Below are 15,818 nucleotides of genomic sequence, written 5' to 3' on the forward strand. Positions count from 1 at the left end.
AAGGGGTTCGGAAAGAGGGCCTACAGAATACACGGAAGACGCAGAAAAGGGGCACGGAGGGAGGACCTGAACCACGCCTCATGCCTGCGGGATGCGCTTGCCTGAGGACAAACGCGGCCTACTCTCCACGCCCGTTTTCTCCTTCTAAATCCCATGTGGAAAGGCCGTTTCTCCCAGCCCACCAGCCAGCTCGTGCAGAGTTATGGCGAATCCGTGTCCTTTGACTGGAGGCTTTTCGCGCATGACATCCGCGGCTCCATCGCCCATTCCAAGGGCCTCGTGAAGGCCGGGATCATCACGGCGGACGAGCAGGCGCAGATCGAAAAAGGCCTGCTCACCATCCAGCACGAGATCGAAACCGGGAACTTCGAGTGGAAGGAATCCCTCGAGGACGTGCACATGAACATCGAGGCCGAGCTGACGAAGCGCATCGGCCCCGCTGGTGCGAAGCTGCACACGGCCCGCAGCCGCAATGACCAGGTGGCCACGGATGTGCGCCTCTACACGAGAGATGCGGTGGATGCCGTCGTGATGTTGATTCAGAGCCTTCAGCGCGCTCTTGTGGAAGCCTCCGAGCGCAGCGGCGGTGCCGTGGTGCCGGGTTACACGCATCTTCAGCGCGGCCAGCCCGTGCTCTTCGCCCATCATTTGCTGGCCTATGTGGAGATGCTCTCCCGCGACATTGCCCGCCTTCAGGATGCCCGAAAGCGCATCGATGTGATGCCACTCGGCTCGGGTGCTCTCGCCGGATCCACGATCATTCTGGATCGCGAGTATGTGGCCAAAGAGCTCGGCTTCGCCGCCGTGACGCAGAACAGCATGGATGCGGTGAGCGATCGCGATTTTGCCACGGAGGTGCTTTTTGCCATCGCGCTCTGCGGCGTGCATCTCTCGCGCTTGAGCGAGGACGTAATCCTCTGGTGCAGCGCCGAGTTCGGCTTCATCACCCTGAGTGATGCGCACACCACCGGCTCTTCCTTGATGCCGCAGAAAAAGAACCCGGATGTGGCCGAGCTTACCCGTGGGAAGTCTGGCCGCCTTGTGGGCAATCTCATGGCCATGCTGACCCTGTTGAAGGGCCTGCCGATGACCTACAACCGCGACATGCAGGAGGACAAGGAGCCGCTCTTTGACAGCCTGGACACCATCAAGGCCGCCCTGGCGGTGTTTGCGGAGATGATCGCCGGCATGGAGGTGAATGAAACCCGCACCCGTGCGGCCACCAGCGACCCCATGCTGCTCGCCACCGACCTCGCCGACTATCTGGTGAACCATGGTGTGCCCTTCCGCTCCGCCCATGAGGTAATTGGAAAGCTGGTCGCGCACAGCATCTCGGAGAAGGTGGCTTTTGCCGACATTCCACTGGCGAAGTATCAGGAGTTCTCACCGGCCTTTGAGGCAGATCTTTTTGCCTGCCTGAACCTGGAAACCGCCCTCGCCGCGCGCAAGGGCATCGGAGCGCCCTCGCCGCAGAATGTGGCCGCCCAGATCGCCCGCTGGAAGGAGGCGCTTTCGTGATGAGCGAAGGTGGAAAGGATCTTCAAACTTCCGAGGGCAAGCAGGATGCTTGCCCCACCTTCCCGCTCGTCCATGAGCAGCCGCATCCCGGCTGGCAGACCGTCAAAGACGAGCGTGTTTTCGACAATCCGCACATCTCCGTGGACCGTGTGGAGGTGACCACCCCGAACCGCCAGGAGAAGCCCGTGCCCTGGATGGTGGTGAAGCGAAAAGCCGCCGTGGCCATCGCTCCCATCACAGCGGAGGGCCAGCTGGTGATGATCCACCAGGAGCGCATTCCCGTGGCGGAGGAGTGCCTGGAGTTCCCGGCCGGGCAGATCGACTGCCCGGTGCCCGAGGTCACCTGTGATCTCGTGACAGAGACAGCTTTGCGTGAACTGGCGGAGGAGACGGGCTACGGCCTGGCCCCCGGCGGCACGCTGGAACCGCTCGGCTGGTTTTTTCCTTCGCAAGGATTTACCGACGAGCACGTTTATTTATTCAAGGCGGAGCCCGTGTGTGTCGTCAGCCATCCCTCACCGGATGGAAGCGAACACATCAGCCCCGTGCGACTTGTGAGCGCAGGAGAACTGCGGAGGATGATCGCTGCCAATGAGATCACCACCGCCCTGACGCTGGCACTTTACGCGCGGATGGCGGCGAAGGGATCGATCTAAACCCCCTTACATTACCGCACCCTCATCCCTTCACCCCGTTATGTGGCAAGGCCTCCTCAACAAAGCTTTCAAAGCCCGCGAAAAAATCGCCCTGAACCTCAACCCCTCGGATGAGGAAAAGCCGTTCCTGGATCACCTGGATGATCTGCGGACGATGCTCATGCGGATGATCACCACGCTGCTGGTCTCCACCATCGGCACCTTCATCTTCTACAAGGAGTTGTTCCGCATCATCCTGTACCCACTCGTGCTGGCTGGTTTCGCGCCGACGATCGAGGATGCCCAAGGCCTGCTGATCAACACGGACATCGCCGGTCCCTTCATGATGGCGGTGAACGTGGCCCTCATCGCCGGGGTCATCATTGCCTTCCCACTTCTCTTCATCTTCCTGCTGCAGTTCGTGCTGCCGGGCCTGCATAACAAAGAGAAGAAACTGCTCTTCCCCGCCATCGCTGTGGGCACCGGCCTCTTTGTGGGCGGCTGCCTCTTTGCGTATTGGATGGTGCTTCCGCGCGCCCTCATCTTCTTCGCCGAGTTCGCCGGCACCATGGGTGCGAAGCAGATGTGGGAGATCGGTGCCTATGTCACTTTCACCACGCGGTTCATCCTGGTCTTCGGCATCGCCTTTGAACTGCCGGTGGTGGTCATGGCGCTGGTGAAGCTGGACATCCTCACCTTCAAGATCATGAAGAACACCTGGCGGCATGCCTTGGTGGCCATCACGCTCTTCGCGGCGGTGATCACGCCGACTCCGGACGTGCTGACGCTCATGCTCATGTCTGGCCCGCTCTATGTGCTCTACGGCATCTGCGTGGTGATGGCCTACTTCCTGGAGAAGAAGGACCGCGAGGCCTTCCCCGAGTACTACGCGCAGCTCGAGAAGGACGAGAAGGAGCTCGAGAAGCCGCCGGAGAAAGACGAGTGGGACAACGAGAACTACAACCCATGGTTCTCCGAGGACGATCAGGACAAGGACATCGACGACGAATACCAAAAGCCGCGTCCGTCCGCGCCTCCACCGTCCGTGGAAAAGGCCTCGAACATCGTCCCAATGAGCGATGAGCCTGTGCAGGAGGAACAAGGTGAAGACCAGGGTTCCGTGATGCCGGATGAGGATGAAAAGCCTGCCGACACCTCCAAGCCTGCCTCCGAAAAGACCACCGAGGAACTCGCCCGTGAGGACGAGGAGCGCAGCGGCAATCCGCCTGCGTGAGGTGAAAACACGGCCTATTTACCACGAATAGGCACTGATTAGCACTGATGACCAAGCCCTCTGGGGCTTGGTCATTTGCTTTCATCAGTGGCCATCAGCGGGAGAAGGGTTTGGTTAGGGAAGACGTGGCCAATCACATCTTTCCTTGCTATCAGTCTCAATAAGATCTAAGGCTGGTCTCAATATGGATCCCCGAATCAAAGAGCGGCTCGAAGCCCATCTGGTCACCGCCGGCCTCCGCCGCACCAAGCAGCGTGAGGTCATCGTCGAAGCCGCTTTTGCCACGGATGACCATTTCAATGCCGAGGAACTGCTGGAAAAGACCCGCAAGCTCGACCGCACCATCTCCCGTGCCACCATCTATCGCACCCTCCAGCTTCTGGTGGAGTGCGGCCTGCTGCGTGAGGTGGACCTGGGCCGCGACCAGACCTACTACGACCCGAACTTCCTCGACAAGCCGCAGCACAACCACCTCATCTGCCTGGACTGCGACCGCGTGGTCGAGTTTGAGGACGACAACGCCGCGCTGCTCCATGACTGCATCACCCGCCGTCTGGGCTTCCAGCCGAGCATGAAGGCCATGCGCATCGAGGCCAAGTGTGATGAGTTTGCCCGCAGCGGCTCATGCCAGTTCAAGACGGCACGCGAGGCGGCTCACGCCTGATCACAGGCTGTTGAGGATTCCCCTTCCCTCCCGGCGCGCTTTCCGCTAGCAAAGCGGGGATGAGTGACCCCAAGGAGACCCAAAGCCCCGCCCTCGCCCAGTCCATCGGAGGCTGGCAGATCATGTTTTACGGCCTCGGCTCCATGCTCGGAGCCGGCATCTATGCGCTGATTGGCAAGGCGGCCGGAGGCCTCGGCAATGCGGTCTGGCTGGCCTTCCTCATGGCGATGATCGGAGCCATGCTCACCGGTCTCTCCTATGCCTGTGTCGGCGGACGTTATGCCAAGGCAGGCGGCGCGGCCTATGTGACCCATCGCGGGCTTGGCAGGCCACTGCTCAGCTATGTCATCGGCATCGCCGTGATGATGAGCGGACTCACCAGCATGGCCACGGGCTCGCAGGCGATCATTGACCAGATCCAGAAGCTCATGGCGTGGAACCTGGACGAGAACACCATGAAGCTGTGCAGTATCGGGGTGGTGTTTCTGGTCGGTTGCGTCATCTACCGCGGCATCCGCGAAAGCATGTGGCTGAACATTCTTTGCACGGTCATCGAGGCCAGCGGCCTGCTCTTCATCATCGCCGTCGGTGTGAAATACTGGGGCAGTGTGAACTATCTGGAATCCCCCGGAGACACGGCCGCTGGCGGTGCGGGTTCGGGCATCACGCTGATGCTGGTCATGCAGGGCGCGGTCCTAACCTTTTATTCGTTCATCGGCTTCGAGGACATTTTGAATGTGAGCGAGGAGGTGAAGGACCCGGCGAAAAACGTGCCCTTTGGTTTGATTGGCGCCATGGTGCTGGCGACGTGCATTTACATGGCGGTGGCCATCACCGCAGTGTCCGTGGTGCCCTGGCAGGAACTGGCGAAGAGCGGCACTCCGCTGATGGATGTGGCCAGCCGTGCCGCGCCCTGGTTCAAAGGCATCGGGCCTGTGTATGCTGCCATCACCATCTTCGCCATCGGCAATACCGCGCTGCTGAACTACCTCATGGGTTCACGTCTGCTGTATGGCATGAGCCATCAGGGACTGCTGCCCTCCATCCTTCAGAAGGTGCATCCGGTGCGCAAAAGCCCGCACATCGCGGTCTTCGTGCTCTTCATCATCGTCTCCATCCTCATCCTCAGCGGCGGCGTGAAGGCACTGGCGGAATCCACCGTGCTGCTGCTGCTGACCGTCTTCACCACGGTGAACATTTCCCTGGTCGTGTTGAAGCGCCGTCCGGACGAGCCACGCAGCGGCTTCGAACCTCCGGTCGTTGTGCCCATTCTCGGGGCGCTGGTCTGTGCCTCGCTGATCATCGTGCGCCTGCAGACGGCTATCACTAGTGGAGATGAAGCCCAGCGCACCGCGCCGCTCATCGCCGGAGCCATCGTGGTGATCAGCCTCGTGCTCTATAAGGTGCTGAAGCCGAGGAACGTGGTGGCGAAGATCGAGGACTGAGTGAGACCCGAAGTCGCGCGCGGCATGAAAGTCCTGATCATTGTCGAGAACCTGCCCGTGCCGCTGGACCGCCGCGTCTGGCAGGAGGCCTGCGCTTTGCGGGATGCCGGGCATGAGGTGACCGTCATCTGCCCGAAGATGCGCGGCTATGTGGAGGCGGAGGAAGTGCTGGATGGCATCCAGATCTACCGTCACTGGATCAGTGATGAGGCACGCGGCATCCGTGGGTTCATCTTTGAGTATGCCAGCGCCCTCTGGGGCGAGATGCGCTGCGCCTGGAAGGCGTGGAGACGCGGTGGCTTCGATGTCATCCACCTCTGCAATCCGCCGGACCTGCTCTTCCTGGTGGCCTTGCCATACAAGTTGTTCGGCGGTGTGAAGGTCATTTTTGATGTGCATGATCTCTGGCCGGAGATGTTTGAGGCCAAGTTCGGCAGGCGCGGTCCGCTCTACTGGGCTGTGAGACTCGCTGAGCGCTGCACCCTGGCCCTCGCAGATGCCGTGATGGCCACGAATCAAAGCGTGCTGACCGCCGTGAAGCAGCGCGGTTACAAGAAGGATGATGAAGTCTTCATCGTGCGCACCGCGCCGAGCAGCAGCATGAACACGGACGCCCCGGTGGATGATGCGCTGAAGAACGGCAAAAAGTATCTCGTCGGCTACATCGGCGTGATGGGCAATGCGGACGGTGTGAACTACCTCATCGAGGCCGCGCGGCACATCGTGAAGACCCGCAGCCGTGACGATGTGCACTTCCTGCTCATGGGCAGCGGCCCGGAACATGCGGAGCTCGTGAAGCTGCGCGACTTGCTCGGCCTAACGAACTGCATCGACATGCCGGGCCGTGTCTCGAACGAGTATCTTTTCACCGGCCTGCAGACCATGGACCTCGGCGTGGCCTGTGATCCGATCAACGACTACAACGATCACTGCACCATGAACAAGACGCTGGAGTACATGGCCTTCAGCAAAGCGCAGGTGCTCTTCGGCACGCGTGAGGGCCGCTTCTCCGCCGGTGATGCCGCGCTCTACGTCATGGAAAACAGCGCCGAAAAGCTCGGCGATGCCATTTTGGAACTGCTGGATGATCCCGCGCGCCGTGAGCAGATGGGCAGGCTCGGCCGAGAACGTCTCACTCACGAACTGAGCTGGGAACGCAGCGTGCAGGAGCTGCTGAAGACCTACGCGAAGGCCACGAGGTAGGCTTCGTCGTCCCGCCACAGAACTCCCAACCCTGGAGTGTTGGAATGAACATCGTTTCCAAGTCACTTCGCATGCTTTTGGGTGCCCACAAAGTGGGACAGGTTTTCAACCTGTCTGGTGGAAAGGCCCACAAATGCCTAACTAAAAAAAGATCATTCAGACTTCTGCCGCCGTATGGCTTCATAGGATCGTTCAGACTTCCCAGAGACAGGTTGAAAACCTGTCCCACTTTATCAGATCACCTGCTTGATCACATGCTGCTTCTCCACGCCGGTGAGACGGGCATCGAGACCCTGGAACTTGAAGTTCAAGCGCTCGTGATCAATGCCGCATTGATGCATGATCGTGGCATTGATGTCATTCAAGTGCGCGGGATCGGTGGCGATGTTATAGCTGAAGTCATCGCTCTCACCAAAGCTGATGCCGCCCTTCACACCGCCGCCGGCCATCCACATGCAGAAGTTCCGGGGATGATGATCGCGGCCATAATTCTCTTTGGTTAGGCCGCCCTGCGAATAAACGGTGCGGCCAAACTCACCGCCCCAGATGACCAGTGTGCTGTCCAGCAGACCGCGCTGCTTGAGGTCCGTCAAAAGCGCGCCGATGGGCTGGTCGGTATCGCCGCACTGCAGGCGGATGTCACTCGGCAGATTGCCGTGCTGGTCCCAGCCGCGATGCAGCACCTGCACCACACGCGTTCCGCGCTCGACGAGACGTCGTGCAAGGATGGCACTGGCCGCAAACGATCCTGGCTGCAGTACCTCCGGGCCATACATGTCGAGCGTGGCCTGGCTTTCGCTTTTCAGATCCACCAGCTCCGGCACGCTGGTCTGCATGCGGAAGGCCATCTCATACTGCGAGATGCGGGTCTGGATCTCCGGATCACCCAACTTCGCAAAACTGTGCGCATTCATCTGCGCCAGCGTGTCCAGCATGGCCCGGCGATGCGTGCCAGACACACCATCCGGATTCTGAATGTAGAGCACCGGATCTCCCACCGCGCGCAACGCCACGCCGCTGAATTTTCCGGGCAGGAAGCCGCTGCTCCACATGCGGGTAAACAAAGCCTGCGCGGGTGCCTTGGCGCTCCACTTCGGCGTCAGCACCACAAAAGAAGGCAGGTCATTGCTCTCGCTACCGAGACCATAGCTGAGCCATGAGCCGATGCTCGCAAAGCCCGGCACTTCACGCCCCGTCATCACAAAGGTGCAGGCCGGGTCATGGTTGATCGCGTTCGTGTGCACCGTCTTGATCAGCGCGATGTCATCCACATGCTTCGCGGTATGTGGCAGCAGTTCGCTCACCCAGCGCCCGCACTTGCCGTACTGCGCGAACTTGAAAAGGCTCGGCGCGATGGGGAAGCGTGCCTGCTTGCTGGTCATACCGGTGAGGCGCTGACCGCCCTGCACACTCGGCGGCAGATCCTTGTCGTACCACTCCTGAAGCTGCGGCTTGTAGTCCCAGGTATCGAGCTGCGACGGCCCGCCATTCATGTGCAGATAGATGACCGCCTTCGCCTTCGCCGCGAAGTGCGGAAGACCCGGCAATGGCTGATACACCTGCGGGCTGGGTGCCGCAAAAGCATCGCGCCCCATCGCATAAGTCAAACCCAGCCCGCCGAGACGAAGTCCGCTGTGTCCGAAGAACTGGCGGCGCGTCTGAAGGAGGTTCGATTCAAAGATGGGATCCATGCAGGGAGAGAAACGCTCGTTGGTGAGGTGGTGTTTTCAAAAGCCCGGAGGCATTTGGTAGAAACATTAAGGGTAGAAAGATTTCAGAAGGGTTTTTGATGGGAGAGACGATGCAACGCAGCCCTCGAGCGCTCCTGAGAATCTCCACTTCTGCCGATCTCATCCATCAAAGATCAAAGCCAAAGGTCCCCTAATTTTTCTACCCTTAATCTTTCTACCAAAATTAGGGCTCATTGCCCCCAACAACCTCACTTCTCCGCGACTTCAAGGAAGAGCTTCTCCAGCGTCGTGCGCGGATGCCCGGACCTCACCACTTTCGCTCCCTGCCCTTTGCTCTCCACCAGTGCCCGGATCTCCGCCAGCAACTCCGGTGAGGCATCGGCCAGCACCAGCTCCGTCTCGTTTTCGACCGCGATCAGCTCATCCAGATGCCCCTCACGCACCATCTGGCCATGCGCCATGATGCCGATACGATCACACACCTCCTGCATCTGCTCCAGCAAGTGACTCGTGACCAGCACTGTGATGCCCTGCTCTTTAAAACCCAGGATCAAATCACGGATCTTCCGTGAGCCTGCGGGGTCCACACCTGCCGTCGGTTCATCCAACACCACAAGCCGCGGCCGATGCAATAGCGCCTGCGCAAGACCCAGGCGCTGCAGCATGCCCTTCGAGTAACCGGACACGCGTCGATCCGCCGCATCCTCGAGGCCTGTGATGGCCAGCATCTCTTTCGCGCGATCCTTCAACACCGCACCGCTCATGCTGCACAAACGGCCATAAAACAGCAGGGTTTCGAAACCATTGAGGTGCTTGTAGAAATACGGGTTCTCCGGCAGGAAGCCCACATCGCGGCGGCTTTCCACCTCCGTGCTGGACTTGCCAAACACCGTGGTGCGTCCACTCGTCGGTGTGACCAGTCCAAGGATGGCCTTCATCGTCGTGGATTTACCGCAGCCGTTCGGACCGATGAGGCCATACACCTCGCCATCATTCACCGTGAGCGAGAGATCACGCACCGCCGTGAACGGTGCCTTGCCAAGCCCCGCCTTGAAAACCTTCGTCAGGTTTTCCACAGTCACAGCAGGCGTTGTCGAGGCGGGGGGCGGCATCTCTACGATTCAAGGAAAGACCGACTCCCGTGTCAATCCAAGCGTTCAAGAAGGTTTCACTCCCGGCGCGGATTTTCATCGATGTAAGCCCCGAGAGTGCGCCCAAGCCCGGCACCGATCTGGCCATAACCTTCCACGGACATGACCGGGTAGTTCCAGCCCGTCTCGAGCGTCACAGAGATGGTGAAAGGTCCGCCATTTTGCCGCACCCAGCCGCTGCTCATCCGGCCGCGCTCCTCATCCGTGGTCACATACGTGGCGAAGCGATACTTCGGCACGACCTTCAGCGGCTCCGTGATGCTCGTGGCGGCGAGATCCATCCAGCGCTGGTAGTTGCGCTGCTGCATCCCCGTCATGCGCTCAAAGCCAAAGGGCCCGTAAAAATACACGGGATCTGTGGCTCCCGGGTTATGCAGATCAATGAACACATCCAGACCACGCGTGGTGTGGATCTCGCGGATCATGCGCTGCGCCGCCGCCACCTCCGGATAGATCGGCTCCGCAGCCCAGTCGCGATTGTGATCACGCGGGATCGATTCCTTCCCACCGGCACCGACGGCGACGTTATCTACATCCATGATGGGAATGAAATGCAGGCAGGTCTTCTCACGCACGGCCTTCGCTTCATCGCTCGCAAACCAGCGGATAAAACCGCGCCCCACCTGGCTGCCACCGGCTTCCCAAGCATGCTGACGAGCACCGACCCAGACCTGATGCGGGGCCGTGACCTTACCGATGCGGATGCCATTCACCGAACGCCCGCCCTTGGTCTTCGCCAGCTCAAATCGTTTCGCCTCCGGCAGCTTCGCTGCGATCTCCGCGAGCAGCGCCTCCGCATCCGAGGGCACAAACGGCGGCCCCCAGGCAAAGCTCATCTGCGCCGCAGTGGCCTTGACCTTGTAACTCATCGCCTTGTCCTCCGTGCGCGTGCCCGCATCACTCGGCGTCCAGGTTTTGCCATCGCTGCTGATCCACGCCTGCTTTGGCTGGCACCAGGCAGCGGCAAGCACATTCGCTTCGCGAAACGGCTTCGTCTGCGCCTGCACCTCCAGCGTGACTTCATCACCCACCGTCAATCCATCCAGCTTAAAGAACCACCAGCACGGCCAGCCGCGGCCTTCACGGATCGCCGGCATGATGCGCAGGGTTTTCGTGGCCTCATCCAGCTTCACCACCTCCGCATTCCCGCCTTCGAAATCCGTGAGCACACGCAGCTCGGCATGCAGAGGCAGCGCCAGCGCGCCGAGGAGGAGAAGAAGTGGGAAAGGTGATTTCATGACTTCCTGTATACGTTTCAAAACGAGCCGCTTCTCTAAGGCACACCGCGCAGCGGCTGTTCTTTGATGGCGGTTTGGCTCCATTGGGTCTTCTGAAGCTCGGCAAAAGTCTTCCGGCGGGCGGAGGGCGTGCCGTCCTTCGCCATCAGCACGCGTAGGTCCGGGATGTCTCCTTGGATCCGGCCGACCAACTGATTGTTGTAGAGATCCAGGCTGGCATTTTCGTTGGCAAAACTCCAGCCATTGAGGGTGACCGAGAGCCAGTGGATCTCCGCAGACAATCCGGTGAAAGTAAACCTTCCGTCCGCAGGCAGCTCGAGCAACTGATGATCCCAGGCGTCCTCACGCCCGAGCATGATCTTGATGCCCGGAGGAACTTTCTCACCCTCCGGCAGGATCACCCGACCCTTCAAGGTGTAAGCCTGGATCACAGGCAGATCACCGACATCCAAAGTGCTGCCAGTCTTGCCCGGCTGAATCACACGCGCTGGCACCGCGCCCTTGTCCTTGAGGCTGTCCATCATGCCATAAACAAAATACGGCTGCTCTCCGTGCACATTGTAAAACGTGAAGCGTCCCTGCTCATCACAAGCGATGGATTGATCCCCGAAGAACTGCGTGGCATCGCGGTTGTCCTGCACCAGCCCGACCTGGGCACGAGGCACCGGCTTGCCATCCTTCACCACACGACCGGTGATAGTGGCCCCGACCTCCATCGAGATATCACGAAGCTCTTCGTCAGGCTTCAGCTTCTCCGCCACGCGGGGAGCGAGGCCGCGTGACCTAACCATGAGTGAGACAAACTCTAGTGGATCCTTCGCCGTGATCGTGAACTTTCCCTCGTCATCCGACACCGCCAGTGAATCCACATCGTGAAAGCCCAGGCCTTCCCGCTTGTCCGTTTTAAACCATCGCGGGCTGATGACCGCGCCCGTCAACGGCTTGCCTTTGTTATCGAGCACACGCCCCTGCACATAGCGCTGACGCCCCAGCTTCGCGAGATCCAGTGGCTCCAGCGTGGCCCGCATCTCGCCCTTCGCCGGGTCCACTTTCTCCACCTGCACCGGGCGGTGATGCGGCGCCGTAACGAGCACATTGAAGACCAGCTCGGGATCTAATGAGGCAATACGAAAACGCCCCTCTTTGTCCGTGCGCCCGCTCTTGGCGCAGTCCGCATAGCAGCTCGGACACAGCGGGCTGTGACCATGCTTCACCCTCGCCGTGTCCATCATCACCGTGGCTCCCGCGATGGGTGCTCCATCCGCCCCCTTCACCACACCCACCAGATCCGGTCGCGTCGGTTCAGCAGCGAAAACGACCATGCACGGAACAAAAGCGAGCAGAGGCAAAAGCGAGCGGAGATGACGCATGAGATCATGCCATCATAAATCCTGAGGAACGGCAATTTAATCTCTGCGCTGGCGTCTACTTGGCGACGCTTACTTCAAAGGCACGCTCCACAAGTGCTTGCCGGAAGTGATGAAAAGGGTCTTGCCATCCTTTCCGCCAAAGGCGCAGTTGCAGCATTCATCCGGGGAGGTGGGGATGAAGTCGATGAGCTTGCCGGAGGGCGAGAGAATGTAGCAACCGGCCTTGAAGCGCGTGGTCTCGTAGTCGTTCGCGGTGTTCGTGCCAGCCGCGACATAGAGGCGGCCTTCCTTGTCCATCTTCATGCCATCAGGGCCGCGGCCGTCTTTCCAGTCGAAGAGAACCTTGCGTGTATCGTAGATCACGCTGCCCTTTTCATCGAGCTCATAGCGCAGCAGTTTGCGGGAGCCACCGTGGCTGTTGTTATTGTTGTCGGCGATGTAGAGATAGCGGTCATCAGGCGAGATGAGGATGCCGTTCGGACGCTCGGCGCCATAGGTGTTCAGCATCTGCACCTCACCAGACTTCTCGATGCGATACACACCCTCGATGGCATGCCGGGGCACGCCGGCCTTCATGCTCGGCACCGACCAGATCTCCATGCCTTCCCTCGGACCATAACGCGGATCGGTGAAGTGGATGCGGCCTTTCGAGTCCATGCAAAGATCGTTAGGCGAGTTGAAGCGCTTACCATTAAAACGATCCGCCAGCACCGTGACACCTCCATCCTTCTCCGTGCGGGTCACACGACGCAGCCCCGATTCACAAGCCACGAGACGGCCTTCGCGGTCAAACAGCAGGCCGTTGGAGGCATTGTGCCGGAACACCGTGATACGGCCCTTCGGGTCCATGCGGTTGATATGCTTGCCATCGGTGAAGTAAAGCGAGCCATCCTTCCACGCAGGCCCCTCCCCTGCCCCGATGAGACCATGGTCCGTCGGCTTCGCCCCGGGAACAATTGGCGACGGCATGGTGGAGCATGAAGCGAGAACGAGCGGGACAAGCAGCAGGAGGGATTTCATGAGTGGCGCAGAACAGAATGGAATAGAACGCGCATCCAACCGCGTTCTCTGCCTGATGAAAAGCCTGCTTTTCCTCACTCGGTCTTCTGCCGTTCTGTCTCGGCAATGATTCGGCCGATCAGCCAATGGCGGCCGGTTGTCCAACCAAGGAGCAAGTGAGAGTCTGGCGGCGACTCCGGACACTGGCCTTTCATGGCACGCTGCAGTCCAGCAATCAGGGGCTGGAGCACCTCTTGCAGGCTATTTGGCTCAAACGACAAAAATAGCCCTGCGCGGTAAAGAAACTCCCGCTGCGCATTCTGAGTCAGCCCGGACAAGAAATAGATCATCTGGCGCCAGGCGTAGGCGGCGTTTTTGACCATGATCAGGCGCGCATGGTGATTGCCGCTCCTTTGCCTCAGCCGCCGGATGATCCAGAGCCAGCAACGAATGGCCGCTGCTTCGCGATCAACAGGCAGGTTCAGTGTCTCTATCAACACAGAGAGGTTTTGGGTGGTGAGGATCTGTTGTTGCTCGATCACCATGCCATTGGCCGCGGGATGTCCGGCCTTGGAGTTGTCGATCTTCGCACGCTTCCAGCAAAGCTGGCTGAATGGATCTTGTGACGTTCCCATGGCGAGATTCCACCACGAGCGTCGCGCTGTCTCAGGGCTCGGAACTTCCATGGCGAGGACATTGTCGAAATCAGCATTGTAGTAGAAATGATACAGCGTGCCCTGCAGCTCGCCTGCCGCAGCTTTGGCCGCGTGAAGAAACTTGGGCCCGAACTCGCCCATGAAGATGTCGCTGGCAATTTCCTCGACCAGAGGCAGATCCAGTCCAGCCTGCCTGGCAAGGCCACTGAATTCTCGAACAAGGCGATTGGGGAGAATCGCCTGCGGAAAGGCTGTCAGGGCCGTGGACGCAATATCCCTCAAGGCAGAGACGGCAGCCTGACGTGTGTCTTCAGTCTTGGACCGCCACGGTTCAATCACGGCCACCCAAGGAAGTTCTTCGATGCGGATCTGGCTTTCCAGATTGAGCAGCAGCAACGAGCGTCTCTTGCGAAAGGCACGATACACATCTGCCTGCACGCGGCGCAACGCGTCATCCTTGATCTCCGCGGCATGGATCTCAGCAGTCACTTTCGGAAGCACCAAGGCCAGAGAATCTCCAGACGTGAGCACACGTTTAGACACAAGATTGTCGAGGGTGTCACACCGAGCACGCCCCACTTTCCAGACAATGGATTCCGGAAGAGAGCTGCCCTGGACAACATCAGGAAGCTCTTCCGGAGTTACTGGTGCCATCAACGATGAAGTGTCGGTGAGGCCTGCATCTTGGGGGAAGTCTGCCAACCTGCGAGCGATCACTTTGGCCAGATCAGAATGAAGCGACAGTGCCACTGACTGGGCTTGTTCTCGACGTAGCCGCAAACGCTGTGCGGAGCCTGGCTGGCCATGCTTGGCCAGATAGCGCGCCACGATCAGGCGTATGAGACCAAGCTCACGTCTTGGAAGGTTGCCGATGTCGGGAAGGGCACGACGCAGCAGTTCACGGAGTTGGTAGAAGTTGTCGTCACGTCTGTCCGGCTTGGCACATTTTTGATGCGCTCGGCGAAGAACTTCATAGTCCTCCAACAACTCAGATACCCTGGTTTCCCAACGCTGTGGAATGGACTGGAGCGGCCAGCCTCCGACCACAGGAAAACGGCCGTCAGCATTCACGGGCACCGGAAGACCATCACCACCCCTGGCCAGGTCAGGTGCCTCACCTTGAACCGTTTCTAAGACCAGGCCTACCAAACGATCCATCATGGGAATCCAGACAGTGATCATCTCACGCTGCACCATGTATCCTTTATGCTCGCTCATCCCATTGAGCGCGGTCACCAGCTCACCAGTCGTCTGGACTGAGACCTCCGCGCTTGAGCTTCGCGCCTTGTCCGAAGGGACAGGATAGAATCTCAACCGGTCAAAGAAAGGCGAGATCTCATGGAGCACCTTGGCGGCTGCATCAGGCTGGTCCTGCTGCATCAACCAAACGACCACAAGCAGGGCGCCCTCTTCCGGCACTGTGATTTCATAGCGGCCATTCCACAGCCACTCCGAGAGCATGGTCAGGCCATGAACGCTCAAGAAGAACTCGTTGATGATCGCCCGTCCGCTGTCTGGAGCCAGTTCCAGGGCTTTGAGAATGGCCTGCTCATGTTCGAGCATCGGACCTCCGGCCAGCAGGTTTCCGGTGACAAATCCTCCGGTGACAACTTCCGGAGTCGCCCACACTGGCACGCCCTTCGCAGGCTGGCGTGATCCCACCTCAAACGCACCTGCGGCCATGCCCTGAAGCACTGCCCGCCACTGCCCAGCCTTGGCCATGGCACGCTCACGAACGGCCAGATCAGCGTGACTCTCCACAGCCTTCAGCGCCTTGCCCAACTGACCTGCCGCATAACCAGAATTTGCCTGCATCGTGGAAATGGATGGAACTGAACTCATGAAGAAGAGGATCCAGGGGCTGGAGTTGAACCAGCTCCCTCCCGGTCCTGAGCCGAGCGCTCTCACGTTGAGCTTCCCTGGAGTGATGAAATTTCGCTGAGAACTGTGGCTGCGGTGCCACACTTCGCAAGTCTACATACGAGCGATGCATGGATCTCCATGTCTGACGCGT

Annotated in this window: 12 protein-coding genes and 1 tRNA gene; 6 read left to right on the top strand and 7 right to left on the bottom strand. The window is 59.7% G+C overall.

Translation table 11 applies throughout. From position 1 onward, the window contains the following. The first annotated feature begins 153 nt into the window (after window positions 1-153). The 6 genes from argH (at window position 154) to BGE01nite_RS00220 (ending at window position 6,699) form a co-directional block, all read left to right on the top strand. Window positions 154-1,518 (top strand): argininosuccinate lyase, encoded by a 1,365-nt coding sequence (gene argH / locus BGE01nite_RS00195; RefSeq protein ID WP_146848239.1) that lies wholly within the window; start codon window positions 154-156, stop codon window positions 1,516-1,518. Beyond that, complete coding sequence (locus BGE01nite_RS00200) at window positions 1,518-2,174, top strand: NUDIX hydrolase (RefSeq protein WP_146848240.1); 657 nt, start codon at window positions 1,518-1,520, stop codon at window positions 2,172-2,174. Before argH ends, BGE01nite_RS00200 begins: the two co-directional genes overlap by 1 nt. 40 nt (window positions 2,175-2,214) lie before the next feature. After that, the gene (tatC, locus tag BGE01nite_RS00205; protein WP_146848241.1) at window positions 2,215-3,387 is read left to right on the top strand and encodes a twin-arginine translocase subunit TatC; all 1,173 of its coding nucleotides are present in this window, start codon (window positions 2,215-2,217) and stop codon (window positions 3,385-3,387) included. Between the two features lie 184 nt (window positions 3,388-3,571). Next, window positions 3,572-4,051: a Fur family transcriptional regulator gene (locus tag BGE01nite_RS00210; RefSeq protein WP_146848242.1), complete on the top strand. Its 480-nt coding sequence runs from the start codon at window positions 3,572-3,574 to the stop codon at window positions 4,049-4,051. 59 nt (window positions 4,052-4,110) lie between these two features. After that, window positions 4,111-5,496, top strand: a complete 1,386-nt coding sequence (locus BGE01nite_RS00215) for an APC family permease (protein WP_146848243.1) — start codon at window positions 4,111-4,113, stop codon at window positions 5,494-5,496. A 24-nt stretch (window positions 5,497-5,520) separates the two neighbouring features. Then, the gene (locus tag BGE01nite_RS00220) at window positions 5,521-6,699 is read left to right on the top strand and encodes a glycosyltransferase family 4 protein (RefSeq protein ID WP_146848244.1); all 1,179 of its coding nucleotides are present in this window, start codon (window positions 5,521-5,523) and stop codon (window positions 6,697-6,699) included. A gap of 233 nt (window positions 6,700-6,932) precedes the next feature. Here BGE01nite_RS00220 and BGE01nite_RS00225 read toward each other — a convergent pair whose 3' ends face one another. The 7 genes from BGE01nite_RS00225 to BGE01nite_RS00255 all read right to left on the bottom strand — a co-directional run bounded on the left by BGE01nite_RS00225 (window position 6,933) and on the right by BGE01nite_RS00255 (window position 15,728). Next, on the bottom strand, window positions 6,933-8,390 hold the full coding sequence (locus BGE01nite_RS00225) for a DUF1501 domain-containing protein (RefSeq protein ID WP_146848245.1): 1,458 nt from the start codon (window positions 8,388-8,390) through the stop codon (window positions 6,933-6,935). Window positions 8,391-8,638: 248 nt separating this feature from the next. After that, a complete protein-coding gene (locus BGE01nite_RS00230; protein ID WP_146848246.1) occupies window positions 8,639-9,502 on the bottom strand; it encodes an ABC transporter ATP-binding protein in 864 nt (287 codons plus the stop codon). A gap of 56 nt (window positions 9,503-9,558) precedes the next feature. After that, window positions 9,559-10,779 (bottom strand): M14-type cytosolic carboxypeptidase, encoded by a 1,221-nt coding sequence (locus BGE01nite_RS00235; protein WP_170266491.1) that lies wholly within the window; start codon window positions 10,777-10,779, stop codon window positions 9,559-9,561. Window positions 10,780-10,814: 35 nt separating this feature from the next. Continuing rightward, complete coding sequence (locus BGE01nite_RS00240; protein WP_146848248.1) at window positions 10,815-12,149, bottom strand: carboxypeptidase-like regulatory domain-containing protein; 1,335 nt, start codon at window positions 12,147-12,149, stop codon at window positions 10,815-10,817. Between the two features lie 69 nt (window positions 12,150-12,218). Then, the gene (locus BGE01nite_RS00245) at window positions 12,219-13,169 is read right to left on the bottom strand and encodes an SMP-30/gluconolactonase/LRE family protein (RefSeq protein ID WP_146848249.1); all 951 of its coding nucleotides are present in this window, start codon (window positions 13,167-13,169) and stop codon (window positions 12,219-12,221) included. Window positions 13,170-13,243: 74 nt separating this feature from the next. Next, window positions 13,244-15,487 carry a hypothetical protein gene (locus tag BGE01nite_RS00250; protein ID WP_146848250.1) on the bottom strand — a complete coding sequence of 748 codons (2,244 nt, stop codon included), beginning with the start codon at window positions 15,485-15,487 and terminating at the stop codon, window positions 13,244-13,246. 169 nt (window positions 15,488-15,656) lie between these two features. Next, a tRNA-Leu gene (locus BGE01nite_RS00255) sits at window positions 15,657-15,728 on the bottom strand. Between the last annotated feature and the right edge of the window lie 90 nt (window positions 15,729-15,818).

Source organism: Prosthecobacter gellanilyticus, from assembly GCF_007992435.1.
Taxonomy (GTDB): Bacteria; Verrucomicrobiota; Verrucomicrobiia; order Verrucomicrobiales; family Verrucomicrobiaceae; genus Prosthecobacter; species Prosthecobacter gellanilyticus.

Excerpts from the sequence above, each read along its gene's own strand:
- argH (WP_146848239.1), top strand. The coding sequence starts at position 154 with ATGTGGAAAGGCCGTTTCTCCCAGCCCACCAGCCAGCTCGTGCAGAGT.
- BGE01nite_RS00200 (WP_146848240.1), top strand. The coding sequence starts at position 1,518 with ATGAGCGAAGGTGGAAAGGATCTTCAAACTTCCGAGGGCAAGCAGGAT.
- tatC (WP_146848241.1), top strand. The coding sequence starts at position 2,215 with ATGTGGCAAGGCCTCCTCAACAAAGCTTTCAAAGCCCGCGAAAAAATC.
- BGE01nite_RS00210 (WP_146848242.1), top strand. The coding sequence starts at position 3,572 with ATGGATCCCCGAATCAAAGAGCGGCTCGAAGCCCATCTGGTCACCGCC.
- BGE01nite_RS00215 (WP_146848243.1), top strand. The coding sequence starts at position 4,111 with ATGAGTGACCCCAAGGAGACCCAAAGCCCCGCCCTCGCCCAGTCCATC.
- BGE01nite_RS00220 (WP_146848244.1), top strand. The coding sequence starts at position 5,521 with ATGAAAGTCCTGATCATTGTCGAGAACCTGCCCGTGCCGCTGGACCGC.
- BGE01nite_RS00225 (WP_146848245.1), bottom strand. The coding sequence starts at position 8,390 with ATGGATCCCATCTTTGAATCGAACCTCCTTCAGACGCGCCGCCAGTTC.
- BGE01nite_RS00230 (WP_146848246.1), bottom strand. The coding sequence starts at position 9,502 with ATGCCGCCCCCCGCCTCGACAACGCCTGCTGTGACTGTGGAAAACCTG.
- BGE01nite_RS00235 (WP_170266491.1), bottom strand. The coding sequence starts at position 10,779 with ATGAAATCACCTTTCCCACTTCTTCTCCTCCTCGGCGCGCTGGCGCTG.
- BGE01nite_RS00240 (WP_146848248.1), bottom strand. The coding sequence starts at position 12,149 with ATGCGTCATCTCCGCTCGCTTTTGCCTCTGCTCGCTTTTGTTCCGTGC.
- BGE01nite_RS00245 (WP_146848249.1), bottom strand. The coding sequence starts at position 13,169 with ATGAAATCCCTCCTGCTGCTTGTCCCGCTCGTTCTCGCTTCATGCTCC.
- BGE01nite_RS00250 (WP_146848250.1), bottom strand. The coding sequence starts at position 15,487 with ATGGCCGCAGGTGCGTTTGAGGTGGGATCACGCCAGCCTGCGAAGGGC.